Genomic DNA, 22,092 nt, shown 5'->3' on the forward strand with positions numbered 1-22,092 from the left:
GGCAGTGCGCCGGGCCTTCCAGGAAAGGGCAAGATCATGCGTGTCTGGTTCATCACAGGAGCTTCCCGGGGGTTTGGCGCCCTGATCGCGGAAGCCGCGCTCAAGGCCGGCGATGCGGTAGTGGCCGCCGCTCGCGATCCCGCGACCGTCACCGCCCGCCTCGGCCAGCATGAGCGGCTGCTGGCCACAAGGCTCGACGTCACCAGCGAGGCCGAGGCCCACGCCGCGGCCGGCGAGGCGGTCAAAAAGTTCGGCCGCATCGATATCCTGATCAACAATGCGGGCTACGGCCTTCTCGGCGCGATCGAGGAGGCCAGCGCCGCGGAGACGCAGAGGCTGTTCGGCACCAACGTGTTCGGCCTGCTCGGCGTCACCCGCGCGGTGCTACCGCATATGCGCCGGCAACGTTCGGGCCACGTCATCAACATCTCCTCGGTCGGCGGCTACACCGGCTATCCGGGCTGGGGCGTCTACGGCGCGACCAAGTTCGCGGTGGAAGGCATCAGCGAGGCGCTGGCCGCCGAAGTCGCGCCGCTCGGCATCAAGGTGACGGTGGTCGAGCCCGGCTTCTTCCGAACCGACTTCCTCGACGAGAGTTCGCTGTCGCGCACCGCGCATCAGATCGAGGATTATCATGCGAGCGTCGGCAAGACCCGCGCCGTCGCCGCCGATTTCAACCACGGCCAGCGCGGCGACCCGCGCAAGCTCGCCGGCGCGATGCTCAAGCTCGTCAACGCCGACAACCCGCCGCTGCGGCTGCCGCTCGGCAGCGACACCGTGGAGCGGATCGAGACCAAGAATGCGTTCGTCGCGAGGGAGCTCGCGGAATGGCGGACGGTGGCGACGTCGACGGATTTTACGGAGGAAGCCTGATCCGTCGTTGCCGGGCTTGACCCGGCAATCCATCGAAAGAAACGCTTTCGCTCGATGGATGCGCGGGTCGAGCCCGCGCATGACGAGCGGAAATCGCGGCAAAGGCACGGGCTAGAGAAAAGGGCCCGGTTCTGGAGGGGCCAGAACCGGGCCAGTCAGTCAAACCGCAAGCGAGGACATCGCGGCCGAGCGGGAAGTGGCGGCAAGCCGCCAGCTGGCACAGGGAATGTCTTGCGGTTCGACGTGGATCTCTTTTGCAAAGCGCACCAGCTTCCAGTCGCCGGGGCTCGGCATGAAGGCGTAGCCCGACTTCCGGGCGAGGCCGATCATCGTCGCATTGGAACGCAGTGTGTCGCCGAAGATGCGCTCGGCTCCGAAGGACGCCGCACGGCATTCGAGATTCCTGAGCAGCGCCTTGCCAATGCCGTGGCCCTGCCACCGGTCATCGATCGACAGGCCGAACTCGACGCTCGAATTATCGGCATGGAAGGCGTAGCGGGCTTCGCCGACGATGGTCTCAAAGCCATCGACCAGCATCGTCGCGACCACCGTGAACCGGTCAGCCTCGCCGACATGGATGAAACGCTCGAGCTCTGTCTTCGGCAGCTCGCTCAACGCGCCCAGGAAGCGGTTGTAACGGGACCCCGCGGAGAGCGAGCGGATGTAGCTCTGCAGCTCCTCGCGGTCGCGCGGCTCGACGAAGCGTACCTTGACCTCGCTGCCGTTCTTGGCGCGCAGCACGTCAGAGTATTGCTTGAGATCGTCGAGATGCAGCGCAACCATGACACGCTCCTCGGGTGAAGAAATTGGCTGGCGTCCCTCGATCGAGGCGACGCCAGCGGCGGCGTCCTTCTCAGGCCCGCCAGAACGGCTTCTCGGTTTCGAACACGATGTCGCTGCGGGACATGCCGATGTCGTGCAGATCGCGCTCAGTCCACTGCGACAACTCGCGGCGGCGTTCGTAGCGCTCCCACCAGACGTGAAGGGTCTCGCCGACCTGGTTCAGCAGGCCCGATGCGCGATGATTTAGGGTATGATGATTTGTCATCGATTCATGCGTGAAAATGGACATCTGCGGCTCCTATCGGTAACCTGTTGGCGGTAATATCGGAGCTATTCAGCCCGCTCACAAACGACACTTTGTACCGTTTCGCATGAATTAAAGTCATGTATTTGGAGGCACTCCAGGAATGACCAGCCGCCTGCCTTCGCTGAATGGCCTGAGGGCGTTCGAGGCCGCCGCGCGGCATATGAGCTTCACGCTGGCGGCTTCCGAACTGAACGTGACGCAGACCGCGATCAGCCATCAGATCCGGCGGCTGGAGGAGGAACTCGGCGTCCGCCTGTTCGTCCGCCAGAACCGCTCGCTGAGCCTGACGCCGGAGGCTGCCGAATACCTTCCCGGCGTCCGGGCCGCCTTCAACGACCTCAGGCTCGCCACCGATCGCCTGCTGCGCAGGGACGACGATCACGTGCTGACGGTCTCGACGCTGGCATCGCTTGCCGCCAAATGGCTACTGCCGCGGCTGTCGGCCTTCCAGGAGGCGCATTCCGGCATCGACGTTCGCATCACTACCTCGACCAGCCTGGTCGACTTCCAGCGCGACAAGGTCGATGCGGCGATCCGCTATGGCCGCGGCCAATGGGCGGGCCTGCGTGCAGATTGGTTGATGGCGGATGAGCTGTTTCCGGTGTGCAGTCCGTCGCTGCTGCAGGGAACCAGGCCGCTGAAATGCCCTGAAGACCTCAGGGATCACACGCTCCTGCACACCAGCAACGCCAACAGCGACGACTGGCGGCTGTGGCTGACTGCGGCGGGGCTGCCGACCGATATTTCCAAGCAGCCCGGCGTCACCTTCGACCTGCTGTTCGTGACGATCCAGGCCGCGATCGACGGCATCGGCATCGCGATGGGCCGCACCTCCTATGTGCAGGACGACATCGCCAAGGGTCGCCTCGTGGTTCCCTTCAAGATCGCGCTGCCGGCCGACGCCGGCTTCTACCTGGTTTCGCCGCAGGGACGCGCCGATACGCCAAAGCTCTCCGCGTTCCGAAGCTGGCTCGGCACAACGGCGCACGCCGCGCCCTGATGCGGCGCACGCGACGGCCGGGGCTTCGGTCCTACCAGAGCCGAAGCGCTAGATCGTTGTTTTGACGAGGTTTCTTCGCGCGAACCGGTATCCCCTTCGCTCGAAAGGCTCGCTGCGATTTCCATCTACGGCTTTTTTCCCATAGCCCCCCGCGCGATTCCGGGTTGGTCGAGCCGGACAGCCGTGCCAAATTGCCGCACATGGCAGTTAACTGCTTTGGCCGGCGAGACAATTTGCGCCGGCCGTTTTTGTCACGGGGAGGAAAGGGCGTTATGTCGCAGTCGAGTTCATCGCAAGTCCCGCAGATCAAATCGCGTCTTGGCGCCATCCTGCGCGCGACCAGCGGCAATTTCCTCGAGCAGTTCGACTTCTTCCTGTTCGGCTTCTATGCCCAGGCGATTGCGAAGGCCTTCTTCCCCTCCGAGAACGAGACCGCCGCCTTGCTCAACGCGTTCGGCGTGTTCTGGCTCGGCGCCCTGATGCGCCCGGTCGGCGCCGTCGTGCTCGGCGCCTATATCGACCGCATCGGCCGCCGCAAGGGCCTGATCGTGACGCTGTCGATCATGGCTATCGGCACCGTGGTGATCGCGCTCTGCCCGAGCTATGCGACGATCGGTATTGCGGCGCCGATCATCGTGCTGATCGCGCGCCTGCTCCAGGGCTTCTCCGCCGGCGTCGAACTCGGCGGCGTCTCGGTCTATCTCGCGGAGATCGCCACGCCCGGCAATCGCGGCTTCTACACCTCGTTCCAGTCGGCGAGCCAGCAGGTCGCGATCTTCGTCGCCTCGATCCTCGGCTTCGTCCTCAGCGAGAGCATGCCGGCCGCAACCGTTGCCTCCTGGGGCTGGCGCATCCCGTTCTTCGTCGGCTGCCTGATCATCCCGGTGATCTTCTTCCTGCGCCGGACGCTGGAGGAGACCCCGGCGTTCCTGGCGATGAAGAAGCATCCGACCGCGAGCGAGGTGTTCGCCTCGGCGATCGCGAACTGGCGCATCGTCGTGCTCGGCATGATGATCGCGGTGCTGACCACCACCACCTTCTACTTCGTCACCGTCTACACGCCGACCTTCGGCAAGACCGTGCTGAAGCTCTCGACCCAGGATGCGCTGCTGGTGACGCTGCTGGTTGCCGTGACCAACTTCATCTGGAATCCGGTCGGCGGCGCGGTGTCCGACCGGATCGGTCGCAAGCCGGTGCTGCTGGCGATCGCCGGCCTGTCCCTCATCACGGCCTATCCGGCGCTGCACTGGCTGGTGACCAATCCCTCGTTCGGCAAGATGCTGGCGGTCGAGATGATGTTCTCGTTCTACTTCGGCGTCTACAGCGGCACCATGCTGGGCTGCCTGGTCGAGATCGTGCCGGCGCATGTCCGCACCACCTGCTTCTCGCTGGCCTTTGCACTGGCGGCCGGGCTGTTCGGCACCTTCACGCCGTTCGCCTCGACCTGGCTGATCCAGCGGACGGGCGACAAGGCTTCGCCCGGCTACTGGCTGATGTGCGCCGCAGCTCTCGGCATCGTCGCCGCGCTGATCGTCTATCGTGGCGGCCAGACCATCGAGCAGCGCGAGACCGTTGCGGCCTGATATTCCACTTCGCGGCCGGGCGGGCTCGCTGGGCATGACTTCTCCGGAAAATCGCGACACGCTTTTCCGGATCATGCTCATGCGCCCGGCCGTGTTGCTTTCCATGCCAACAACGATAACAAGAGCGCATGGTTGATCTGACGCGCAGGTTCGACGTGCTGGTGATCGGCGGCGGCAACGCCGCGCTCTGCGCTGCGATCAGCGCACGGCGCGCCGGCGCCTCCGTCCTGGTGCTGGAAGGCGCCCCGAAATTCTATCGCGGCGGCAACACCCGCCACACCCGCAACATGCGCTGCGCCCATGACGCGGCGACCGAGATCCTCACCGGTCCTTACACCGAGGAGGAATTCTGGAAGGATTTGCTGCTGGTGACCGGCGGCCAGACCGACGAGGAACTGGCCCGCTTCATGATCCACGAGTCCAAGGACATCCTGAACTGGATCGTCGAGCAGGGCGTGCGCTGGCAGCCGTCGCTCGGCGGCACGCTGAGCCTTGGCCGCACCAACTCGTTCTTCCTCGGCGGCGGCCGCGCGATGCTGAACGCGCTCTATCGCACCGCCGAGGAACTCGGCGTCGACATCCTCTACGATGCCGAGGTCATCGATCTCACGGTCGAGGACGGCATGTTCCTTTCGGCGCAGCTGAAGCAGCCGGTCGGCGGCAAGACCGAGGTCCGCGCCTCGACCCTGGTTGCGGCCGCCGGCGGCTTCGAGGCCAACATCGAATGGCTGAAGGAGTCCTGGGGCGATGCGGCCGACAATTTCCTGATCCGCGGCACGCCCTATAATCGCGGTACGATCCTCAAGATGCTGCTCGCGAAGGGCGTGCGGGAGATCGGCGATCCGACGCAATGCCATGCGGTGGCGATCGACGCCCGCGCGCCGAAATTCGACGGCGGCATCATCACGCGCCACGATTCGGTCGTGTTCGGCATCGTCGTCAACAAGCATGCCGAACGCTTCTACGACGAGGGCGAGGATATCTGGCCCAAGCGCTATGCGATCTGGGGCCGCCTGGTCGCCGCGCAGCCGGACCAGATCGCCTACATCATCTTCGACTCGACCGTGGTGACAAGCTTCATGCCGACGCTGTTTCCGCCGATCGCGGGCGCGACGATTGCCGAGCTCGCCGGCAAGCTCGAGCTCGACGCGGCCGCGCTGGAAAAGACCATCACCGAGTTCAACGCCGCGGTGCAGCCCGGCACCTTCGACCACACCATCCTCGACGACTGCGCTACCGAAGGCATCACGCCGCCGAAGACGCATTGGGCGCGCCGGATCGACACGCCGCCCTATCTCGCCTATCCGGTGCGGCCCGGCATCACCTTCACCTATCTCGGCACCCGCGTGAACAGGGAGGCGCGGATACTGATGAAGGACGGCAAGCCGTCGGCCAACATGTTCGCCGCCGGCGAAATCATGGCCGGCAACGTGCTCGGCAAGGGCTATGCCGCCGGCATCGGCATGACCATCGGCAGCGTGTTCGGTCGCGTCGCCGGCCGAGAAGCAGCCAAGAATGCGCGGAACTGAAGGCGGGACTGACGCGATGCACGGGACGAGGATATTGCAGGAAGCCGACCGTCTGATGACGGTGTGCAATTCCTGCCGCTATTGCGAGGGCCTGTGCGCGGTGTTTCCCGCGATGGAGATGCGTCGCGCCTTCTCCGACGGCGATCTCAACTACCTCGCCAACCTCTGCCATAGCTGCGGCGCCTGCTACGCCGACTGCCAGTTCTCGCCGCCGCACGAATTCAACGTCAATGTACCGAAGACACTGGCGGTCGCGCGCGCCGAATCCTATGCCGCCTATGCCTGGCCGCGCGCCTTTGCCGGCGCATTCGCGCGCAACGGCCTCGTCATCAGCATGATCGCAGCGCTCAGCGTCGCCGCCTTCATCTTCGGCTTCGCCGCGGTCAATGATCGCGGCGTGCTCACCGGCATCCACACCGGTCCCGGCGCGTTCTACAAACTGATGCCGCACAATGCGATGGCGCTGCTGTTCGGCTTGGCCCTGCTCTACGCGATCCTGGCGCTGGTGATGGGCGTGCGGGCGTTCTGGCGCGACATCGGCAAGCCGGTCGGCATGACGACGGATGCGAAGGCGCTGTTGCAGGCGGTCCGCGACGCCGGCGAGCTGCGCTATCTCGACGGCGGCGGTGTCGGCTGCTTCAACGAGGACGACCAGCCGACCGACCGCCGCAAACTGTATCACCACTTCACCTTCTATGGCTTCGCGCTGTGCTTCGCTGCGACCTGCGTCGGCACGCTGTATCACTACCTCCTGGCGCGCGAGGCGCCCTATGCGTGGTGGGACCTGCCCGTCGTGCTCGGCACGCTCGGCGGCATCGGGCTCGTGGTCGGCCCGCTCGGCCTGCTCGGCGAGAAATGGAAGCGCGACCGCGTGCTGGTCGACGAGCAGCGTATGGGCATGGACACCGCGTTCATCCTGATGCTGTTCCTGACCAGCATCACCGGCCTCGCCTTGCTGCTGTGGCGCGAGACCGCCGCGATGGGTCCGCTGCTTGCGCTGCATCTCGGCGTGGTGTTCGCGCTGTTCATCACCATGCCCTACGGCAAATTCGTGCACGGTATCTACCGCTTCGTCGCGCTGGTGCGCTATGCGCGCGAACGGCAGATGATGGCGGAATGAATGGTGGTGGGTTAGCGGAGCGTAGCCCCGCTTACGAACTCATCCTGCATCGGGCTTTGTCGCCAGGGCACAGAACCACTCATTTGTCTCGACCAGCTGAACCCTCGTGAAGCCGGCTGCTGCCAGCCTTTCCGCGACCCCTTCCTTGGGCTGTCCGGAGTAGCGCGTAAAGCCGAGCGCGATCCTGCCGCTCGGCTTCATGACGCGCCGGACCTCCCGTAGCCCGGCGACGGCGTCCGGCCAAACTTGCATCGAGTTGATCGCCAGCGCCGCGTCGAAGCTGTCCGCATCGAATGGCATGCGTTCCACGGAGCCAAGCCGAAGCTCGACACGACCATCCTCGATCGCGGCCGCGTTCCGGGCGCGAGCTTGCCCGACCATCTCCTGCGACGGATCGATGCCCGCGACGCGTCCCGCCGGCACCAAGGTCGACAGGCGTTGAATGACGACGCCGAGACCAAACCCGACTTCGAGCACGCTGTCATCAGGTCCGACCTCGAGACGATCTGCGACCCACGCGCCGCAATCTGCATTGGTGCGCGCCATGATCATGCCGCCGAGCCTCCCCAGGAGACCCCGAGGACGGCCAAACGCACGCAGGAGGATGCTTTGCATGACGCTCACCGATTGCCATCTCCGGTGAACAGGATTTCGGGACCCTCGCGGCTACAAATCCACCACCACGTAGTCGCTCTCCACCGCGACCTTGATGGTCTCGGCGACATACGGCCCCTTCACCACATTGGTGCCCGGCTCGACGCTGACCGGATAGGCGCGCACGCGGAATCGGCGCGGATCGCAATAGGACTGGCCGGTGCGGATGTCGAACTCCCAGCCGTGCCAGGGGCAGCGCAGAATCTCACCGAGCTTGGTGTATTCGATCTCGCCGGGGTCGGACGATGAGGCGAGCCCGATCAGCGGCCCCTCGCACAGCGCCGCGCCCTGATGCGGGCAGCGGTTCAGCAGGCCGAAGAACTCGCCCTTGACGTTGAAGACGGCGATCGGCCGTCCGTCGATCTCGAGGAATTTTCGCGAACCCGGCGGCAGTTCGTCCACCGGGGCGATCACATGCCGCGCCATCTTATGTGATACCGTACAGCTGCCTGGCGTTGTCGAGATAGAACGCCTGGCGATTGGCGTCGCTGACGCCGGCCGGCAGGACGCGCGACGGCTCGTCGTAATCCCAATGCGGGTAATCGGTCGCGAACAACAGTCTGTCCCAGCCGATCCACTCGATGGTCTGGAACAGATGGTCGCGGCTCTCCGGATCCTCCATCGGCTGCGTCGTCCACCAGATGTGGTCGCGGATATATTCCGAAGGCTTGCGCTTCAGATGCGGCACTTCGGCATGCAGCCGCGAAAACACCTTGTCGAGCCGCCAAGCCAGCGACGGCGCCCAGCCGAAGCCGGCCTCGACCATCACCATCTTCAATTTCGGGAAGCGTTCGAACACGCCCTCGAGCACGAGGCTCGCCAGCGCGGTCTGCTGGCACTGCGAATGCCCGACCATCTCCTCGATATAGTAGCTCGGCCATCCCGACGCGGTGATTGGATTACCGCCGAAGCCGAAGGCGTGCACGCCGATCGGAAGGCCGGCCTCCTGCGCCGCCTCATAGATCGGCCAGTAACGGCGCTGGCCGAGCGGCTCGACATTGCGGCTCAGCAGCAGCACCTGGACGAAATTTGTGTCGCCCGCGCGCTTGCGGATTTCGGCGGCGGCCGACACGCCATCCTCATTGGCGACGACGACCGAGCCTTTCAGCCGGGAATCCTTGCTGGTCCATTTCTCGATCTGCCAATCGTTGATGGCCGTGCAGATCGCGCCGGCGAGATCCTGGTTGCGGATGCCCTGTCCGGTGTTGAGCGGGTTGAGCACGCCGAGCGCGACATTATTGGGATCGAGGTGCTGCTTCTGCATGAAGGACAGCGACGAGCCCTGCGGGCCGCCTTCCGGCGGATAGGCATCGCGGCGCGACGCATTCGGCTGCGCCTTCGGATAGGGCGGGCCTTCCATCATGCCCTGATAGGCATGGACGCCGAAGGTCTCGAGATGCGCATGCCAGCGCTTTTCGAGATAAGGATACAGTTCATCCTTGGTGGCGCGGGCCGGATGGATGTCGCAGTCGGCGATCGCGGTCTTAATGCTGGTCGGCGATGCGGTTTCGGGACGCTCGCGAAGCTGGATGTTCATGGCGTCATCTCCTTCACCTTGAGCCGGCCATAGGTCGCATGCGGATTATCGATCATGATCTTGCACACCAGATCCTGCGACAACCCCCGCGGCAGCACCTCGTCACCATCGAACTGCCAATGCGGATAGTCGGTGGAGAATAGGATCAATTCGTCCGACTGCATATGGTCGAACAGGCGGTTCAGCGTGTCTCCGTCCGGCGGCGCATCGACCGGCTGCAGCGAGAAGCGGATGTTGCTACGCACAATCTCCAGCGGCGCGCGGTCGACCCACGGGGTCTCCATGCGCACGCCGCGCCAGAACTTGTGCAGCCGCCACAGGAATGGCGGCAGCCAGGTGAAGCCTGACTCCAGCATCACCATTTTCAGGTTCGGATGGCGCGCGAACACGCCCTCCACGATCAGGCTGGTGAGCTGGGTCTGGAACGCTTGTGCCTGCGCGACATAATCCTCGATGTGATAGGAGCCCCAGCCGACCGAGGTCGGCGGATTGTGATAGGCGCTGCCGGCATGGATGCCGACCGGCAGGCCGAGCCGTTCCGCCGCGGCGTAGATCGGCCAGTAGTGCCGCTTGCCGAGCGGCATGTCGCCCATCACCAGCATCAGCACCTGCACGAAGCGCCTGTCCTGCGCACAGCGCTCGATCTCGGCGACCGCCTTCTCGGTGCTCTGCACCGGGATCACGATCGAGCCGCGCAGGCGCTCGTCCTTGTCGAGCCATTCCTTGACCAGCCAGTCGTTCAGCGCGCGGCAGAACGCATCGGCCATGTCCTCGGAGAACACCATCTGCACGCCATAGAGCGGATTGCAGATGCCGTAGGCCGCGCCGAACCTGTCGAGCGCCTGGCGTTGCATGTCCGCAAGGCTCGAGCCCGGCTTGCCTTGCGCGGGACGCCAGTTCGGCCGCGACGAGATCGGCGAATTGGTGGGATAGGATTGCGAGATCAGGTCGGTCATGCCGCGCGTCGTCACCTGGTCGCGCCAGTAGTCGTTCATGTACGGCAGCAGGCTGGTGAGGTGAGGCACGGCGGGATGCAGATCGCAATCCACGCCGCCCGCAATCGGCGACGTCATGATGTTTCCTCCGCGCACGCTCTCACCACAAGCTTGTCGGGCGGCGCTTGGTTCTTGTCTTGCATTCAATCAGGCCATGCCGCGGCCTGCAACTCGGCAAAAGCCTGCGTGGTGTGCTAGGAAGGCAGAACGCCCCACGGGATTTTCATGGCAGGCAACGAGAAAGAAGGCCGATGAACGCGCTCACATCCATCGCCGAACAGGTCGCCGCAAAACTGATCGCGAACAAGCAGACGATTGCGGTCGCGGAATCCTCAAGCGGCGGACTGATCTCCGCTTCGCTGCTCGCGGTTCCCGGCGCGTCGGCCTACTTCCTCGGCGGCGGCGTGATCTACACCCGCGACGCGCGGCGTGCGCTGATGGACATTCCCGACGACGCCATGCGCGGCATCCGCTCGGCATCGGAACCCTACGCGCAATTGCTGGCGCGGCAGATTCGCGAACGCCTCTCGACCGACTGGGGATTGTCGGAGACTGGTGCCGCCGGCCCGACCGGCAACCGCTACGGCGATGCCGCCGGCCACAGTTGCATGGCGGTCGCAGGCCCCCGCCAGCAGGTGATCACGCTGGAGACCGCGAGCGGCGACCGGCAGGCGAACATGCAGGCATTTGCGAAGGCGGCGCTCGAATTGCTGTTGAAGAATCTGGAGCGGTAATTCCAACAGCGTCGTCCCGGCGAAAGCCGGGACGACGCGGGGCGAGAATCACTGAAGGTGCATAGCCCGGATGAAGCGAAGCGCAATCCGGGATGACTTCATCCGCTGCGCGACTGTTCCAGGATTTCGCTGCGCTTCATCCGGGCTACAAGAGCAGCGCGCGGCTACTTCTCTCGGAACGAGCGCATGAACTGGTCGCTCATCGGCTTCATCAGATAGGACAGCATGGTGCGGTCGCCGGTCTGCACGAAGGCTTCCACCGGCATGCCGGGGATGATCTTCACCTCGCTGCCGAGGCGCGCGACTTCTTCCGGCGGCATCGAGACACGGATGGTGTAATAGCTCTGCCCGGTGCGCTGGTCGGTGGTGACGTCGGCGGAGACGCGGGTGACGACGCCGTTCAGCTCCGGCGTGGTGCGCTGGTTGAAGGCGGAGAGTCGCAGCACGGTCTTCTGTCCGACCTGCAGCTTGTCGATGTCCTGCGGATTGACCTTGGCCTCGACCGACAGATCGTCGGCCTTCGGCACGATCATCATGATGGCATCGCCCGCCGTGATGACGCCACCGACGGTGTGCACGGTCGACTGCAGCACGACGCCGTCCTGCGGCGCGCGGATATCGATGCGGCGAAGCTGGTCCTCGGCGGTGACCTTGCGCTCGACGAACTCGCCGATCTTGTCGTTGGTCTCGCGCAGGTCCTTCGAGACCTCCGCCAGCATGTCCTTGTCGACTTGGATGATCTGCAACTCGGTCTCGGTGATCTTGCCCTTGGCCTGCGCGCGCGAGGCGATGTACTGAGCGCGCTCGCCGGAGAGCCGCGCCGCGTCGCGCTCGAGCGTTGTCAGGCGCGTCAGCTGCACCAGATGCTGCTCATAGAGCTGGCGGACGCCGACCAGCTCCTGCTGCACCAGCGCGATCTCCTTGTCCTTGGCGCTCTCCTGCGCCTGCAGGCCGGAGATCTCCTCGTTGAGCTGGGTAACGCGCTCGCGCAGCTGCGCCTTCTGGCCGGTGCGGCCGTTGACGCGGACCTCGAACAGCTTGGTTTCGCTCGCCATGATGTCGCGAACGTCCGGATCCTTGGCCTGCTCGAGCAGCTGCGGCGGGAAGGCGATCTTGTCGCGGCCCTGCTGCTCGGCCTCGAGCCGGGCCGCGCGCGCATAAAGACCGTTCAGCGTCTTGACCACGATCGCAAGGCTGGCCTTCACGACGGTCTCGTCGAGGCGCACGACGATGTCGCCCGCCTTGACCACGTCGCCATCGCGCACCCGCACCTCGCCGACCACGCCGCCGGTCGGATGCTGCACCTTCTTGACGTTGGATTCGACCACCACCGAGCCCGGCGCGATCAGCGCGCCCGAGATCGGCACCGTTGCGGCCCAGCCGCCGACGCCCCCGCCGAGAACCAGAACCACGGCGAGACCGACGATCAGATGCTTGCGGATCGAGCGATGTGCGTTGCGCGGTTGATCGGTCATGACTTGGCGGCTCCCGCATCCGCGACGATCTTGATCGGCGTCGGCACCGGCGGCGCGGCACGCTGCAGCACCTGCGCGAGCACTGCCTCCTTCGGCCCGAAGGTCTGCATGCGTCCGTCCTTCAGCACCAGCAGATGATCGACGCCCTCGATGCCGATCGGCCGGTGCGCAACCACAATGACAATCGCGCCGCGCTCGCGCGCGCCACGCACCGCACGGGTCAGCGCCTCGTCGCCTTCGCTGTCGAGATTGGAGTTCGGCTCATCCAGCACGATCAGGAACGGATTGCCGTACAGCGCCCGCGCAAGCGCCACCCGCTGCGCCTGGCCGGCGGAGAGCGCAGTGCCCTGTTCGCCGACCTGGGTGTCGTAGCCCTCGCGCATCTTGATGATCATCTCATGCACGCCGGCCTCCTTGGCCGCCGCGATGATACCGTCGGACTTGGCGTCGGGATCGAACCGGCAGATGTTCTGCGCGACCGTACCGGCGAACAGTTCGACGTCCTGCGGCAAATAGCCGACATGACGGCCGAGCTGGTCCGACGACCACTGGTCGAGCGCGGCGCCGTCGAGCCGTACCTTGCCCCGCGCCGGCACCCAGACGCCGACCAGCGCCCGGATCAGCGACGACTTGCCGGAGCCGCTCGGGCCGATCACGCCGACGCCGCTGCCGGCTTCGACGGCGAAGGTGATGTCCTGCACGATGGCGCGCTGGTCGCCCGGCGCGACCATGGTCACGGCCTCGACCGAGAGCTTCTTCTCCGGCGTCTGCAACAGCGTCTGCTCGGGCCGCGCCGGAATTTGCTGCAGCAGGCGGTTGAGCCGATGCCAACTTTGTCGCGCGGCGACGAAGCCCTTCCAATGCGCGATCGCGAGATCGACCGGCGCCAGCGCCCGCGCGCTCAGGATCGAGCCGGCGATGATGATGCCGCCGGTGGCCTCCTGATGGATCACGAGATAGGCGCCGACCGCGAGCACGGCAGACTGCAGCATCATGCGCAGCACCTTGGCGACCGCACCGAGCCCGCCGGTGACGTCGCTCGCACGCTGGTTGCCGGACAGATATTCCTCGTTGGCCTCGTTCCAGCGCCTGTTCATCCGGCCGGCCATGCCCATCGCCACCAGCACCTCGGCGTTGCGGCGGCTGGAGGCGGCAAGATCGTTGCGCCGCGCCGCGAGCGTCATCGCTTCCTTGGCCGGCGTGCGCGACAAGTATTCCGTGATCAGTGTCAACGTCACCAGGATGATCGCGCCGACCAGCGCCGTGACGCCAAGCAGCCAATGGAAGGCAAAGCAGATCACCATGTAGAACGGCAGCCAGGGCAGATCGAAGAACGCGCCGGGACCCATGCTGCCGAGGAAAGAGCGCACATTGTCGAGGTCGCGCAGCGGCTGCAGGCCTTCGCTGCGATTGCCGGCCATCAGCGGCAGCCGCACGACGGTGTCGAACACCCGCGCATTGAGCGCTTCGTCGAGCGAGGTGCCGACGCGGCCGAGGATCCGTCCGCGCAGCAGGTCGAGCACGCCCTGGGCGATGTAGAGGACCGCGGCGATGACCACGAGGCCGACCAGGGTCGGAACGCTGCGGCTCGGCAGCACCCGGTCGTAGACTTGCAGCATGAACATCGAACCTGTCAGGTAGAGCAGGTTGATCATGCAACTGATGAGGCCGACGCCGATAAAGGCGCTGCGGCAAGCGCGCAGCGCCTCAGCCAGTTCGGAACGCCGGACAGCGGGCGCGGCTGCCATAAAAACTGATCTCTGCAAAACAAAAGAGTTACGTGATCACCACGTTGTATAGACGTTTGCGACCACCGTCCATTTCAAGTCGCGTGAACCAAAGCATGGTTCGCGGCCTCATTTTGTGATCGCACCGACAGTTGACGGAATAAATTAGGGTTAACCGGCGGCGGAACCCTGGCCTCGCGCGGGCGCGCTTCCCGGAAGCGGCACGAGAATGACCGACATCGAGACCCGGCCGATCTCGCCATCCACATCGAGCAACACCCCGCTGCCGACGCCGAGCCCGGCCTCCGGGCGCCAGCGCGCATCGGCGCGAACGCCGATCCAGGCGCCCCGCGGTGACCGGAACAGCTGCACCGCGAGGTTCGGATTGGGGTCTGCCACCACGTTCTGGACCGGCCGCGCGATGCCGTGGGTCCAGTCAGCCGGGCCGAGCACCCGCGCCAGCGGACCGGCGCCCTCTATGACGGCGTGATGCAAGCGAAACCAGGCGGTATCGCCGCCGGCACGGGCTTCCATCGCATCCATGAACCAGCTGCGGCCATGGACGGCGTGTGGGCTGCGCAACGGAAATGCCGTGGGATCCACCGGATCGGCTGAGCTCCCGTAAAACCCCGGGACCTCGACGGCACGCTCGCGCGACAGCGTCACGCGCACCGTCGCGCAGGGTTGCTCCTCACCGGCCGGCCAGAGCGTATTGTCGACGACGCTGACCCGGCCGCCTTCGGTCACCACGGTAACCTGCGTGCGCAGTTCCGTCATTGGTGTCGGCCGCAGGAACCAGGCCGCCGCCGAGATCGCGGTGCCCCAATTGCGCGCGCCGGCCATGGCCTCGACCTCGCCGGTCAGCAGGCTTGCGACCGCCCCGCCCTGAAGGCCTGTGAACGGCCCGGCCGCCAGCGCCGCCGGCTTCCAGTGATGGGGCGTGGCGAGCGGTTCGAAGATGGCCAAGGCGAATGATCCCCTGAGATGAGCAGGATTGAGCGTTCGACCAATCTGATCCAAGAATAGCGGCCATGACAAAAGGCCATTCATCACTTCAGGTGAGCAGGATTCACCCATTGGATGCCCCCGATCCGCGCGTGATCCCACCGCTGCCGGCGCTGCTCGCCTTCGAGCGCGCGGCTACGCAACTCAGCTTCCGGCGCGCCGCGCGAGACCTGTCGCTGAGCCCGTCGGCGATCAGCCACCAGATCCGCGGGCTGGAAGAGCAGTTCGGCATCAAGCTGTTCGTCCGCGGCGCGCGCCAGGTGCGATTGACCGACGACGGCGAGCGCTACCTTGCAAAAGTGTCGGCCGCGCTGGCGACGCTGCAGGAGGCCAGCCGCGACATGCTGCGGCAACGCGGCGAGGCCAGCGGCGAGCTCTGGATCAGCTCATTGCCGTTCTTCACCAGCGCCGTGCTGCTGCCGGCGCTGCCGGAGTTCAAGCGGCGCCATCCGCAACTGACGCTGCGGATCGAAGCCACGCACCAATATGCCGATTTCAACGGATCGCGCGTCGATGTCGCGATCCGCTACGGGCGGGAACATGCCACCGGGCTGAAGGTCGAGCCGCTGGTGCAGGTCAAAGGATTGCCGGTCTGCACGCCGGCGCTGGTCAAGGCCGGTCTTCGGACCCCTGCGGACCTGTCGCGCGAGGTGCTGATCCATGTCACAACGCAGCCGCGGGCGTGGCCAGCCTGGCTGAGGGAGGCCGGGCTGCCGAATCTCGCTCCGCGCGGACATCTGTGGCTCGACAGCGTGCCGGCGATGCTGGAGGCCGCCGAACACGGGCTCGGCGTCGCGATTGCGATCGCGCCCCTGATCAAGGCGCGGCCGGGCTTTGGCAAGCGGCTGGTGGCGCCGTTTGCGTTCGAGGCCGCACACAGCGAGACGATCTACCTGGTCTCCCGCACCGAGCAGGCGCGGGACCGCCGCATCGCCGCGGTGCGGCGCTGGATTGCCGACGCGGTCGCACGGGCGAGCTAGACCGTGACGGACGCCGGCTCGGCCAGGATGCACCGTGCCAGGCGGCCGGGAGCGACCTGCACACTCGGCGGCAGGCTCTCGCTGCAGCGCGGCTCAGCGAACTTGCAGCGCGGTGCAAAGGAGCAACTGGCCGGCGCGTGATCGAGCGAGGGCGGAGTGCCCGGAATGGTTTCCAGCCGCTGGCCGCGCATCGCGCCGTGAATGGTCGAGGCCAGCAGGCCCTTGGCATAGGGATGCACCGGCGAGCGCACGATGTCGCGCAAGGCGCCCTGCTCCACGATCTGGCCGGCATACATCACCGCGACGCGGTCGCAGATTTCGATTGCGACACCGATGTCGTGGGTGACGAAGATGACCGACATGCCGAACTCGCGCTGCAATTCGCGCAGCAGCAGCAGGATCTGGATTTGCACGGTGGCATCGAGCGCCGTGGTCGGCTCGTCCGCGAGCAGGATCTTCGGCTTGCAGGCCAGCGCCAGCGCGATCATCGCACGCTGGCGCATGCCGCCCGACATCTCGTGCGGATAGGAGTCCAGCCGTCGCTTCGCGGAGGGGATCCGCACCACCTCGAGCATTTCGAGCGCACGCGCGGTAGCCTCGCGCTCGCTCTTGCCCTCGTGGCGCATCACCGTCTCCGCGATCTGGCGGCCGATGGTGTAGACCGGATCGAGCGCCAGCGCCGGCTCCTGGAAGATCATCGAGACGGTCTGGCCGCGAAATGCGGACAGCGCCTCGTCGTCCATCGCCAGCACCTCTTGTCCCAGCACCTTGACGCTGCCGGAGATCTGCGTGCGTTTCTTCGGCAACAGCCGCATCAACGCGCGCAACGTCACGCTTTTGCCCGAGCCGGACTCGCCGAGCAGCCCCAACACCTCGCCCTCGCCGAGCTGCAGGCTGAGATCGTTCACGGCATGGACCGTGCGATCGCCGGTGAAGCGGATGTTGAGGTTGTTGATCTCGACGAGGTTGGTCATGCGAGCTTGGGTATCCTGGCGTGGAAATCGGTCGCGCGCTGGAACGCGGCGCCGATCCGAAGCAGAACCGCTTCCTCGAACGAGCGGCCGATCAGTTGCATGCCGACCGGCAGACCCGCCTTGGTGAAGCCGGAGGGAATCGAGAGCGACGGCAGGCCGAGATAGTTGACCGGGCGGGTGAACCGCGTCAGGCGCTGCAGCACCGCGTCGGCGCCGGGACCATTGCCGACATCGCTCTCGGCAATCGTGGGTGCCGGCACCGGCGACGACGGCGCAATCACCGCGTCGACGCCGCTGACGGCTGCGTTGTGCGCAGCGAGCGCGGGGCCGCGCCAGCGCATCGCCTCGAGATAGGTGACCGCCGGAATGGTCAGGCCGTTCTGCAGCCGCATCAAGACCTGCGCGCCGTAATCCTGCGGCCGCTCGATCATCCAGCGCTTGTGGAAGGCGGCAGCCTCGACCGCGAGCACCAGTTGCGATGCCGAAGAGAGCTGGCGCTGATCGGGCAGCTCGACCTTGACGATCTCGGCGCCCTCTTTCTTCAAGGTAGCGACGCTCTCGTCCAGGATACGCGCCACCTCGGGATCGAGGTCGTCGACATAGAACGCCGTCGGCACGCCGATCTTCAGGCCCTTCAGCGACTGTTTGGTCGCGGCCATATAGTCCGGCACCGGCTGCGTCGACGCCGTCAGATCCTCGGGGTCGGCGCCGGCCATCAGGCCGAGCAGAAGCGCGCAGTCTTCCGCGGTCTGCGCCAGCGGACCGACGGTATCGAGCGACTGCGACAGCGGCATCGCACCGGCACGGCTGACGCGGCCGACCGTCGTCTTCAGGCCGGTGACGCCGCAGAAATGCGCCGGCATGCGCACCGAACCGCCGGTGTCGGAGCCGAGCGCCGCGAAGGTGAGCCGCGCGGCAACCGCCGAACCCGAGCCCGACGAGGAGCCGCCGGTGATGTGTTCGGTGTTCCAGGGATTGCGCACCGCGCCGTAGTGCACGTTGTGGCCGGTCGGCCCATAGGCAAACTCGACCATCTGCAACGAGCCGAGGCGGACCTGTCCGGCATCCTTCAGCCGCTGCAGGGCGGTCGCGGTCGTCTTCGGTACGAAGTCGCGGCGAATCAGCGAGCCGCAGGTCACGACCTTGCCGGCGTCATAGTACATGTCCTTGTGCGCCAGCGGCACGCCGTGCAGCGCACCGCGACTATTGCCCCTGGCGAGCGCGGTATCGGCCTCCGTGGCGGCGGCCAGCGCCTGCTCGGACTCGATCGCCATATAGGCGTTGAGGCGCGGCTGCCATTCCGCAATGCGATGCAGCACGGCGCGCGTCACCTCATGCGAGGAAACTTTCTTGTCGGCAATCGCCTTGGCGACCGCGGTCAGCGTCATCAGGGCCGGATCAGAGCTCATTTCGACACCTTCTCAGTCTTCTGCGCGATCTGCGCCAGCAGGAAGCTCGCGGGTTCGAGATCGAAGGGCAGCGTGCCGGAGATCGGCGCGAAGCCGTCGAATGCCGGGCCGATCGAATTGGCGATGCGGGTGGCGACTTCGTCGTCGGCAGGCACGTCGGCGACGTGCGCGATCACCTTGACATCCTTGGGCGTAGGTCTGGTCATGCCGCGTTTTCTCCTTTTGCTTTTGCCGGCGCGCGGCTGTGCCCCGAGCCAGGAATGGCCATGTAGCACGCCGCTTGATGGCCCATTGTATCGAGATCGCTGAGTTTTGGCGTGTCGTTTGCGCAGAGCGGCTCCGCAAACGGGCAACGGGTGTGAAACCGGCAGCCCGGCGGCGGATCGATCGGATTGGGCGGATCGCCCGAGATCGGCGGCACCTCGGTGCGCTTGTCGGGATCGGATGACGGCATCGCCGCCAGCAGCGCGCGGGTATAGGGATGCGCCGGTGCATCCCAGACCGCATCAACGGGGCCGAGCTCGACGACCTCGCCGAGATACATCACCAGCACGCGGTCGGAGATGTAGCGGACGACGTTGAGATCGTGGCTGATGAAGAGATAGGTCAGGCCGAATTCACGCTTCAGGTCAGCGAGCAGGTTGAGCACCTGGGCCTCGACCGATTTGTCGAGCGCAGAGACCGCCTCATCGAGGATCACGAGCCGCGGCGACAGCGCGAGCGCACGCGCGATATTGACGCGCTGCCGCTGGCCGCCGGAGACTTCGTGCGGATAGCGGTTGGCGAAAATCTCCGGCCGCAGGCCGACCTTGCCGAGCAGCTCGCGCGCCAGCGTCCGCGCCGTGTCGTCTGCCATACCGTGGACCTTTGGCCCGAACGCGATCGATTCCTCGATGGTGAGGCGCGGGTTGAGCGAGGCGTAGCTGTCCTGGAACACCATCTGCACGCCGCGTCGCAAATCGCGCAGCGAGAGTGACGGACCGACCTGTCGGCCGTCATAGATGATGTCGCCTGCATCGCGTGCCATCAGGTGCATCAACAGCCGCGCCGTGGTCGATTTGCCGCAGCCGGATTCGCCGACGATGCCGACGGTCTCGCCCTTCATGACCGCGAAGGTGACGTCGTCGACGGCGCGCACGGTCTTGCGCGGACTGAAAAGCCCGCCGCGCACCGGAAAATGCTTGGTCAGTCCCTTGACCTGCAGCAGCGGCTGCGCGGCGCCGCCGATGTCGGCGACCGGCTCCAGCATATCGACGGAGAGATTGGCGTCGCTCATGCTCTAATTCCTGATGTCCATGGCGCTGCGCATGCCGTCGCTGAGCAGATTGAAGCAGATCGAGACCGCGAAGATCATCGCGCCCGGCAGCGCCGCGACCCACGGATTGACGTAGATCGCGGTGCGCAGCGTATTCAGCATCAAGCCCCATTCCGGCTCCGGCGGCTTGGTGCCGAGCCCGAGGAACGACAGGCCGGCGGCGAGGATCATCGACACCGAGATCAGGCCGGTGGCGTAGACGAAGATCGGGCCGAGCACATTGCCGAGCATGTGGACGCGCATGATGGTGAAGGGGCCGGCGCCGGACGCGCGCGCCGCCTCGACGAAATCCATGTTGCGTACGCCGGTGGTGACGCTTTCGGCGACGCGGGTGATCTGCGGCACGAACACGATGGTCAGCGACACGATCGAATTGGTGATGCCGGCGCCGAGCGCGCCCGAGATCGCAATCGCCAGCAGCACCGACGGGAAGGCGTAGAACACGTCGACGGTGCGCATGATCGCGGTGTTGAGCTTGCCGCCGACATAGCCGGCGACGAGGCCGAGCGAGGTGCCGATCACGAAGGCGAAGATCACCGGCAGGATGCCGATGACCAGCGACAGCCGCCCGCCATAGATCAGCCGCGCCAGCATGTCGCGGCCGAGCTCGTCGGTGCCGAGCGGATAGCCCGGCGTGCCGATATGGCGAAGACGGCGGATCATCGAACCCTGATAGGGATCGGCGAGATGCAGCCACGGCGCCAGCAGCGCCGAGGCAAAGATCAGCACCAGGATGATGGCGCAGGCCATGCTGATCTTGTCGCGCCTGATGCGGCGGGCAACCGTCGCCCAGTAGCCGCGCGCCTTGGTCGCGGGGACGGCTTGCAATGCGGTATCTGACATCGCACTCATGCGCTCGCTCCTTGTTGGAGCATGATCTCCGCGCAAACGCGATCCGCGTTTGCCGCGAGGGAAAATCGGTTCCCACTTTTCCGGATCATGCTCTAACTCCGCTTGATGCGCGGATCGATCGCGGCCTGCGCGATGTCGACCAGGAGATTGAGCAGTACGAAGAACAGCGCCAGCACCAGGATCGTGCCCTGCAGCAGCGGCAGATCGCGCTGGAAGATCGCCGAGTTCAACAGCAGGCCCGAACCCGGCCAGGAGAACACGGTCTCGATCAGGATCGAGCCGCCCAGCATGTAGCCGAGCTGCAGACCCATCACCGCGAGCGCTGTCGGCGCCGCGTTCTTGATGACGTGGCGGAACACCTCGGTCTCGCGCAGGCCTTTTGCGCGCAACGCCTCGACAAAGTCCTGGCTCAAGATGTCGCCGGTCAGCGCGCGCACCGTGCGGGTGACGATGCCCATCGGGATCACCGAGGTTGTGATCGCCGGCAGCACCAGATAACGCAGATGCTCCCAGTCCCACGCCCAGGCGCCGGAGCCGCCCGGCCCGGCGCCGACCGCGGGCAGCCAGTTGAGCTGCACCGCGAAGATGATGACCAGCACCATGCCGAGCCAATAATGCGGCAGCGACACGCCGGCTATCGCAACCGAGGTCGCGACCTTGTCGACCCAGGTGTCGCGGAAATAGCCGGCAATCAGGCCGAACAGCAGGCCGAGCGTAAAGCCGATCATCGCGGCCGCGATCGCCAGCATCACGGTGTTGCCGACGGCGCGCATCACCTCGGTCAGGACGGGCCGCCCGGTCGCGATCGAATTGCCGAGATCGCCATGGATCGCGCGCCACAGCCACAGGCCGAATTGCACCGGCAGCGGGCGATCGAAGCCGTAGGCCGTGCGCAATTGGGCGGCGAGCTCCTGCGAGGCATCGGCCGGCAGCACCGCGACCAGGGGGTCGCCGGGCGTGATGTGCACCAAGAGGAAGCACACCAGCGCCACGCTGAGCACGATCGGAATGACGTAGACGATCCGTCTGGACGTATAGGCGAACACGTTGCGTTCTTTCTTCCTTCTCCCCTTGTGGGAGAAGGTGGCGCGCCGAGCGCGCCGGATGAGGGGTTTCGATCCGCGGACAGGGTCATTTCGGATCGGAGAGGAGCGCCCGCGGAGACAACCCCTCACCCGGCTTCGCTCTCGCGAAGCCACCCTCTCCCACAAGGGGAGAGGGTGCACCTATTGCGCGACTA

At 65.8% G+C, this 22,092-nt stretch carries 22 protein-coding genes; 7 read left to right on the forward strand and 15 right to left on the reverse strand.

From position 1 onward, the window contains the following. Positions 1-36 precede the first annotated feature (36 nt). Complete coding sequence (locus ACVWY5_RS36090) at positions 37-873, forward strand: oxidoreductase (RefSeq protein WP_028336581.1); 837 nt, start codon at positions 37-39, stop codon at positions 871-873. Positions 874-1,032: 159 nt separating this feature from the next. Here ACVWY5_RS36090 and ACVWY5_RS36095 read toward each other — a convergent pair whose 3' ends face one another. Beyond that, positions 1,033-1,656, reverse strand: a complete 624-nt coding sequence (locus ACVWY5_RS36095) for a GNAT family N-acetyltransferase (protein WP_028336582.1) — start codon at positions 1,654-1,656, stop codon at positions 1,033-1,035. Between the two features lie 70 nt (positions 1,657-1,726). Continuing rightward, positions 1,727-1,945: a DUF1127 domain-containing protein gene (locus ACVWY5_RS36100; RefSeq protein ID WP_028336583.1), complete on the reverse strand. Its 219-nt coding sequence runs from the start codon at positions 1,943-1,945 to the stop codon at positions 1,727-1,729. Between the two features lie 118 nt (positions 1,946-2,063). Between ACVWY5_RS36100 and ACVWY5_RS36105 the strand changes: the two genes are divergently transcribed. The 4 genes from ACVWY5_RS36105 to tcuB all read left to right on the forward strand — a co-directional run bounded on the left by ACVWY5_RS36105 (position 2,064) and on the right by tcuB (position 7,195). After that, positions 2,064-2,963, forward strand: a complete 900-nt coding sequence (locus ACVWY5_RS36105; protein ID WP_028336584.1) for a transcriptional regulator GcvA — start codon at positions 2,064-2,066, stop codon at positions 2,961-2,963. 272 nt (positions 2,964-3,235) lie between these two features. Then, positions 3,236-4,546 (forward strand): MFS transporter, encoded by a 1,311-nt coding sequence (gene tcuC, locus ACVWY5_RS36110; protein ID WP_028336585.1) that lies wholly within the window; start codon positions 3,236-3,238, stop codon positions 4,544-4,546. A gap of 128 nt (positions 4,547-4,674) precedes the next feature. Beyond that, positions 4,675-6,075: an FAD-dependent tricarballylate dehydrogenase TcuA gene (gene tcuA, locus ACVWY5_RS36115; protein ID WP_428841122.1), complete on the forward strand. Its 1,401-nt coding sequence runs from the start codon at positions 4,675-4,677 to the stop codon at positions 6,073-6,075. Between the two features lie 16 nt (positions 6,076-6,091). Next, positions 6,092-7,195, forward strand: a complete 1,104-nt coding sequence (gene tcuB / locus ACVWY5_RS36120; RefSeq protein WP_028336587.1) for a tricarballylate utilization 4Fe-4S protein TcuB — start codon at positions 6,092-6,094, stop codon at positions 7,193-7,195. Between the two features lie 39 nt (positions 7,196-7,234). Here tcuB and ACVWY5_RS36125 read toward each other — a convergent pair whose 3' ends face one another. The 4 genes from ACVWY5_RS36125 to ACVWY5_RS36140 all read right to left on the reverse strand — a co-directional run bounded on the left by ACVWY5_RS36125 (position 7,235) and on the right by ACVWY5_RS36140 (position 10,459). Further along, positions 7,235-7,747: a class I SAM-dependent methyltransferase gene (locus ACVWY5_RS36125; RefSeq protein ID WP_028336588.1), complete on the reverse strand. Its 513-nt coding sequence runs from the start codon at positions 7,745-7,747 to the stop codon at positions 7,235-7,237. Positions 7,748-7,861: 114 nt separating this feature from the next. Beyond that, on the reverse strand, positions 7,862-8,275 hold the full coding sequence (locus ACVWY5_RS36130; RefSeq protein WP_016846808.1) for a Rieske (2Fe-2S) protein: 414 nt from the start codon (positions 8,273-8,275) through the stop codon (positions 7,862-7,864). 1 nt (position 8,276) lies between these two features. Then, entirely contained in the window at positions 8,277-9,386 is a 1,110-nt protein-coding gene (locus ACVWY5_RS36135) for an amidohydrolase family protein (protein ID WP_028336589.1), read from the reverse strand. Continuing rightward, positions 9,383-10,459 carry an amidohydrolase family protein gene (locus ACVWY5_RS36140; RefSeq protein ID WP_028336590.1) on the reverse strand — a complete coding sequence of 359 codons (1,077 nt, stop codon included), beginning with the start codon at positions 10,457-10,459 and terminating at the stop codon, positions 9,383-9,385. Before ACVWY5_RS36140 ends, ACVWY5_RS36135 begins: the two co-directional genes overlap by 4 nt. A gap of 173 nt (positions 10,460-10,632) precedes the next feature. On the opposite strand from ACVWY5_RS36140, the gene ACVWY5_RS36145 reads away from it, so the two are divergent. Continuing rightward, on the forward strand, positions 10,633-11,115 hold the full coding sequence (locus ACVWY5_RS36145) for a CinA family protein (protein WP_028336591.1): 483 nt from the start codon (positions 10,633-10,635) through the stop codon (positions 11,113-11,115). A 164-nt stretch (positions 11,116-11,279) separates the two neighbouring features. Here the strand turns inward: ACVWY5_RS36145 and ACVWY5_RS36150 are convergent, their stop codons facing one another. From ACVWY5_RS36150 to ACVWY5_RS36160, 3 genes are all read right to left on the reverse strand, one after another. Beyond that, the gene (locus tag ACVWY5_RS36150; RefSeq protein WP_028336592.1) at positions 11,280-12,590 is read right to left on the reverse strand and encodes an HlyD family type I secretion periplasmic adaptor subunit; all 1,311 of its coding nucleotides are present in this window, start codon (positions 12,588-12,590) and stop codon (positions 11,280-11,282) included. Further along, complete coding sequence (locus tag ACVWY5_RS36155; protein ID WP_028336593.1) at positions 12,587-14,338, reverse strand: type I secretion system permease/ATPase; 1,752 nt, start codon at positions 14,336-14,338, stop codon at positions 12,587-12,589. The genes ACVWY5_RS36150 and ACVWY5_RS36155 overlap by 4 nt, the downstream gene beginning before the upstream one ends. Before the next feature lie 150 nt (positions 14,339-14,488). Next, positions 14,489-15,283, reverse strand: a complete 795-nt coding sequence (locus tag ACVWY5_RS36160) for an acyl-CoA thioesterase domain-containing protein (RefSeq protein ID WP_028336594.1) — start codon at positions 15,281-15,283, stop codon at positions 14,489-14,491. A gap of 110 nt (positions 15,284-15,393) precedes the next feature. Between ACVWY5_RS36160 and ACVWY5_RS36165 the strand changes: the two genes are divergently transcribed. Next, a complete protein-coding gene (locus ACVWY5_RS36165) occupies positions 15,394-16,302 on the forward strand; it encodes a LysR substrate-binding domain-containing protein (protein WP_028336595.1) in 909 nt (302 codons plus the stop codon). On the opposite strand, the gene ACVWY5_RS36170 is transcribed toward ACVWY5_RS36165, so the two are convergent. The 6 genes from ACVWY5_RS36170 to ACVWY5_RS36195 form a co-directional block, all read right to left on the reverse strand. Next, a complete protein-coding gene (locus tag ACVWY5_RS36170; RefSeq protein ID WP_028336596.1) occupies positions 16,299-17,276 on the reverse strand; it encodes an ABC transporter ATP-binding protein in 978 nt (325 codons plus the stop codon). The two genes, ACVWY5_RS36165 and ACVWY5_RS36170, sit on opposite strands and share 4 nt — an antisense overlap. Further along, entirely contained in the window at positions 17,273-18,685 is a 1,413-nt protein-coding gene (locus ACVWY5_RS36175) for an Asp-tRNA(Asn)/Glu-tRNA(Gln) amidotransferase GatCAB subunit A (protein ID WP_028336597.1), read from the reverse strand. Before ACVWY5_RS36175 ends, ACVWY5_RS36170 begins: the two co-directional genes overlap by 4 nt. Further along, positions 18,682-18,891, reverse strand: a complete 210-nt coding sequence (locus tag ACVWY5_RS36180; protein ID WP_028336598.1) for a hypothetical protein — start codon at positions 18,889-18,891, stop codon at positions 18,682-18,684. The genes ACVWY5_RS36175 and ACVWY5_RS36180 overlap by 4 nt, the downstream gene beginning before the upstream one ends. Further along, complete coding sequence (locus tag ACVWY5_RS36185) at positions 18,888-19,961, reverse strand: ABC transporter ATP-binding protein (protein ID WP_028336599.1); 1,074 nt, start codon at positions 19,959-19,961, stop codon at positions 18,888-18,890. Before ACVWY5_RS36185 ends, ACVWY5_RS36180 begins: the two co-directional genes overlap by 4 nt. A gap of 3 nt (positions 19,962-19,964) precedes the next feature. Then, a complete protein-coding gene (locus ACVWY5_RS36190) occupies positions 19,965-20,852 on the reverse strand; it encodes an ABC transporter permease (protein WP_038377791.1) in 888 nt (295 codons plus the stop codon). A 92-nt stretch (positions 20,853-20,944) separates the two neighbouring features. Beyond that, positions 20,945-21,898 (reverse strand): ABC transporter permease, encoded by a 954-nt coding sequence (locus ACVWY5_RS36195; RefSeq protein WP_028336601.1) that lies wholly within the window; start codon positions 21,896-21,898, stop codon positions 20,945-20,947. Positions 21,899-22,092: the final 194 nt, after the last annotated feature.

This window comes from Bradyrhizobium sp. USDA 3256 (assembly GCF_054058275.1).

Bases quoted from the DNA above. Each gene is read 5' to 3' on its own strand.
- ACVWY5_RS36150 (WP_028336592.1), bottom strand. From the start codon at position 12,590: ATGACCGATCAACCGCGCAACGCACATCGCTCGATCCGCAAGCATCTG.
- tcuA (WP_428841122.1), top strand. From the start codon at position 4,675: ATGGTTGATCTGACGCGCAGGTTCGACGTGCTGGTGATCGGCGGCGGC.
- ACVWY5_RS36170 (WP_028336596.1), bottom strand. From the start codon at position 17,276: ATGACCAACCTCGTCGAGATCAACAACCTCAACATCCGCTTCACCGGC.
- ACVWY5_RS36130 (WP_016846808.1), bottom strand. From the start codon at position 8,275: ATGGCGCGGCATGTGATCGCCCCGGTGGACGAACTGCCGCCGGGTTCG.
- ACVWY5_RS36100 (WP_028336583.1), bottom strand. From the start codon at position 1,945: ATGTCCATTTTCACGCATGAATCGATGACAAATCATCATACCCTAAAT.
- ACVWY5_RS36135 (WP_028336589.1), bottom strand. From the start codon at position 9,386: ATGAACATCCAGCTTCGCGAGCGTCCCGAAACCGCATCGCCGACCAGC.
- ACVWY5_RS36175 (WP_028336597.1), bottom strand. From the start codon at position 18,685: ATGAGCTCTGATCCGGCCCTGATGACGCTGACCGCGGTCGCCAAGGCG.
- ACVWY5_RS36105 (WP_028336584.1), top strand. From the start codon at position 2,064: ATGACCAGCCGCCTGCCTTCGCTGAATGGCCTGAGGGCGTTCGAGGCC.
- ACVWY5_RS36185 (WP_028336599.1), bottom strand. From the start codon at position 19,961: ATGAGCGACGCCAATCTCTCCGTCGATATGCTGGAGCCGGTCGCCGAC.
- ACVWY5_RS36090 (WP_028336581.1), top strand. From the start codon at position 37: ATGCGTGTCTGGTTCATCACAGGAGCTTCCCGGGGGTTTGGCGCCCTG.
- ACVWY5_RS36145 (WP_028336591.1), top strand. From the start codon at position 10,633: ATGAACGCGCTCACATCCATCGCCGAACAGGTCGCCGCAAAACTGATC.
- ACVWY5_RS36180 (WP_028336598.1), bottom strand. From the start codon at position 18,891: ATGACCAGACCTACGCCCAAGGATGTCAAGGTGATCGCGCACGTCGCC.
- ACVWY5_RS36125 (WP_028336588.1), bottom strand. From the start codon at position 7,747: ATGATCATGGCGCGCACCAATGCAGATTGCGGCGCGTGGGTCGCAGAT.
- ACVWY5_RS36140 (WP_028336590.1), bottom strand. From the start codon at position 10,459: ATGACGTCGCCGATTGCGGGCGGCGTGGATTGCGATCTGCATCCCGCC.
- tcuB (WP_028336587.1), top strand. From the start codon at position 6,092: ATGCACGGGACGAGGATATTGCAGGAAGCCGACCGTCTGATGACGGTG.
- ACVWY5_RS36095 (WP_028336582.1), bottom strand. From the start codon at position 1,656: ATGGTTGCGCTGCATCTCGACGATCTCAAGCAATACTCTGACGTGCTG.
- tcuC (WP_028336585.1), top strand. From the start codon at position 3,236: ATGTCGCAGTCGAGTTCATCGCAAGTCCCGCAGATCAAATCGCGTCTT.
- ACVWY5_RS36190 (WP_038377791.1), bottom strand. From the start codon at position 20,852: ATGAGTGCGATGTCAGATACCGCATTGCAAGCCGTCCCCGCGACCAAG.
- ACVWY5_RS36155 (WP_028336593.1), bottom strand. From the start codon at position 14,338: ATGGCAGCCGCGCCCGCTGTCCGGCGTTCCGAACTGGCTGAGGCGCTG.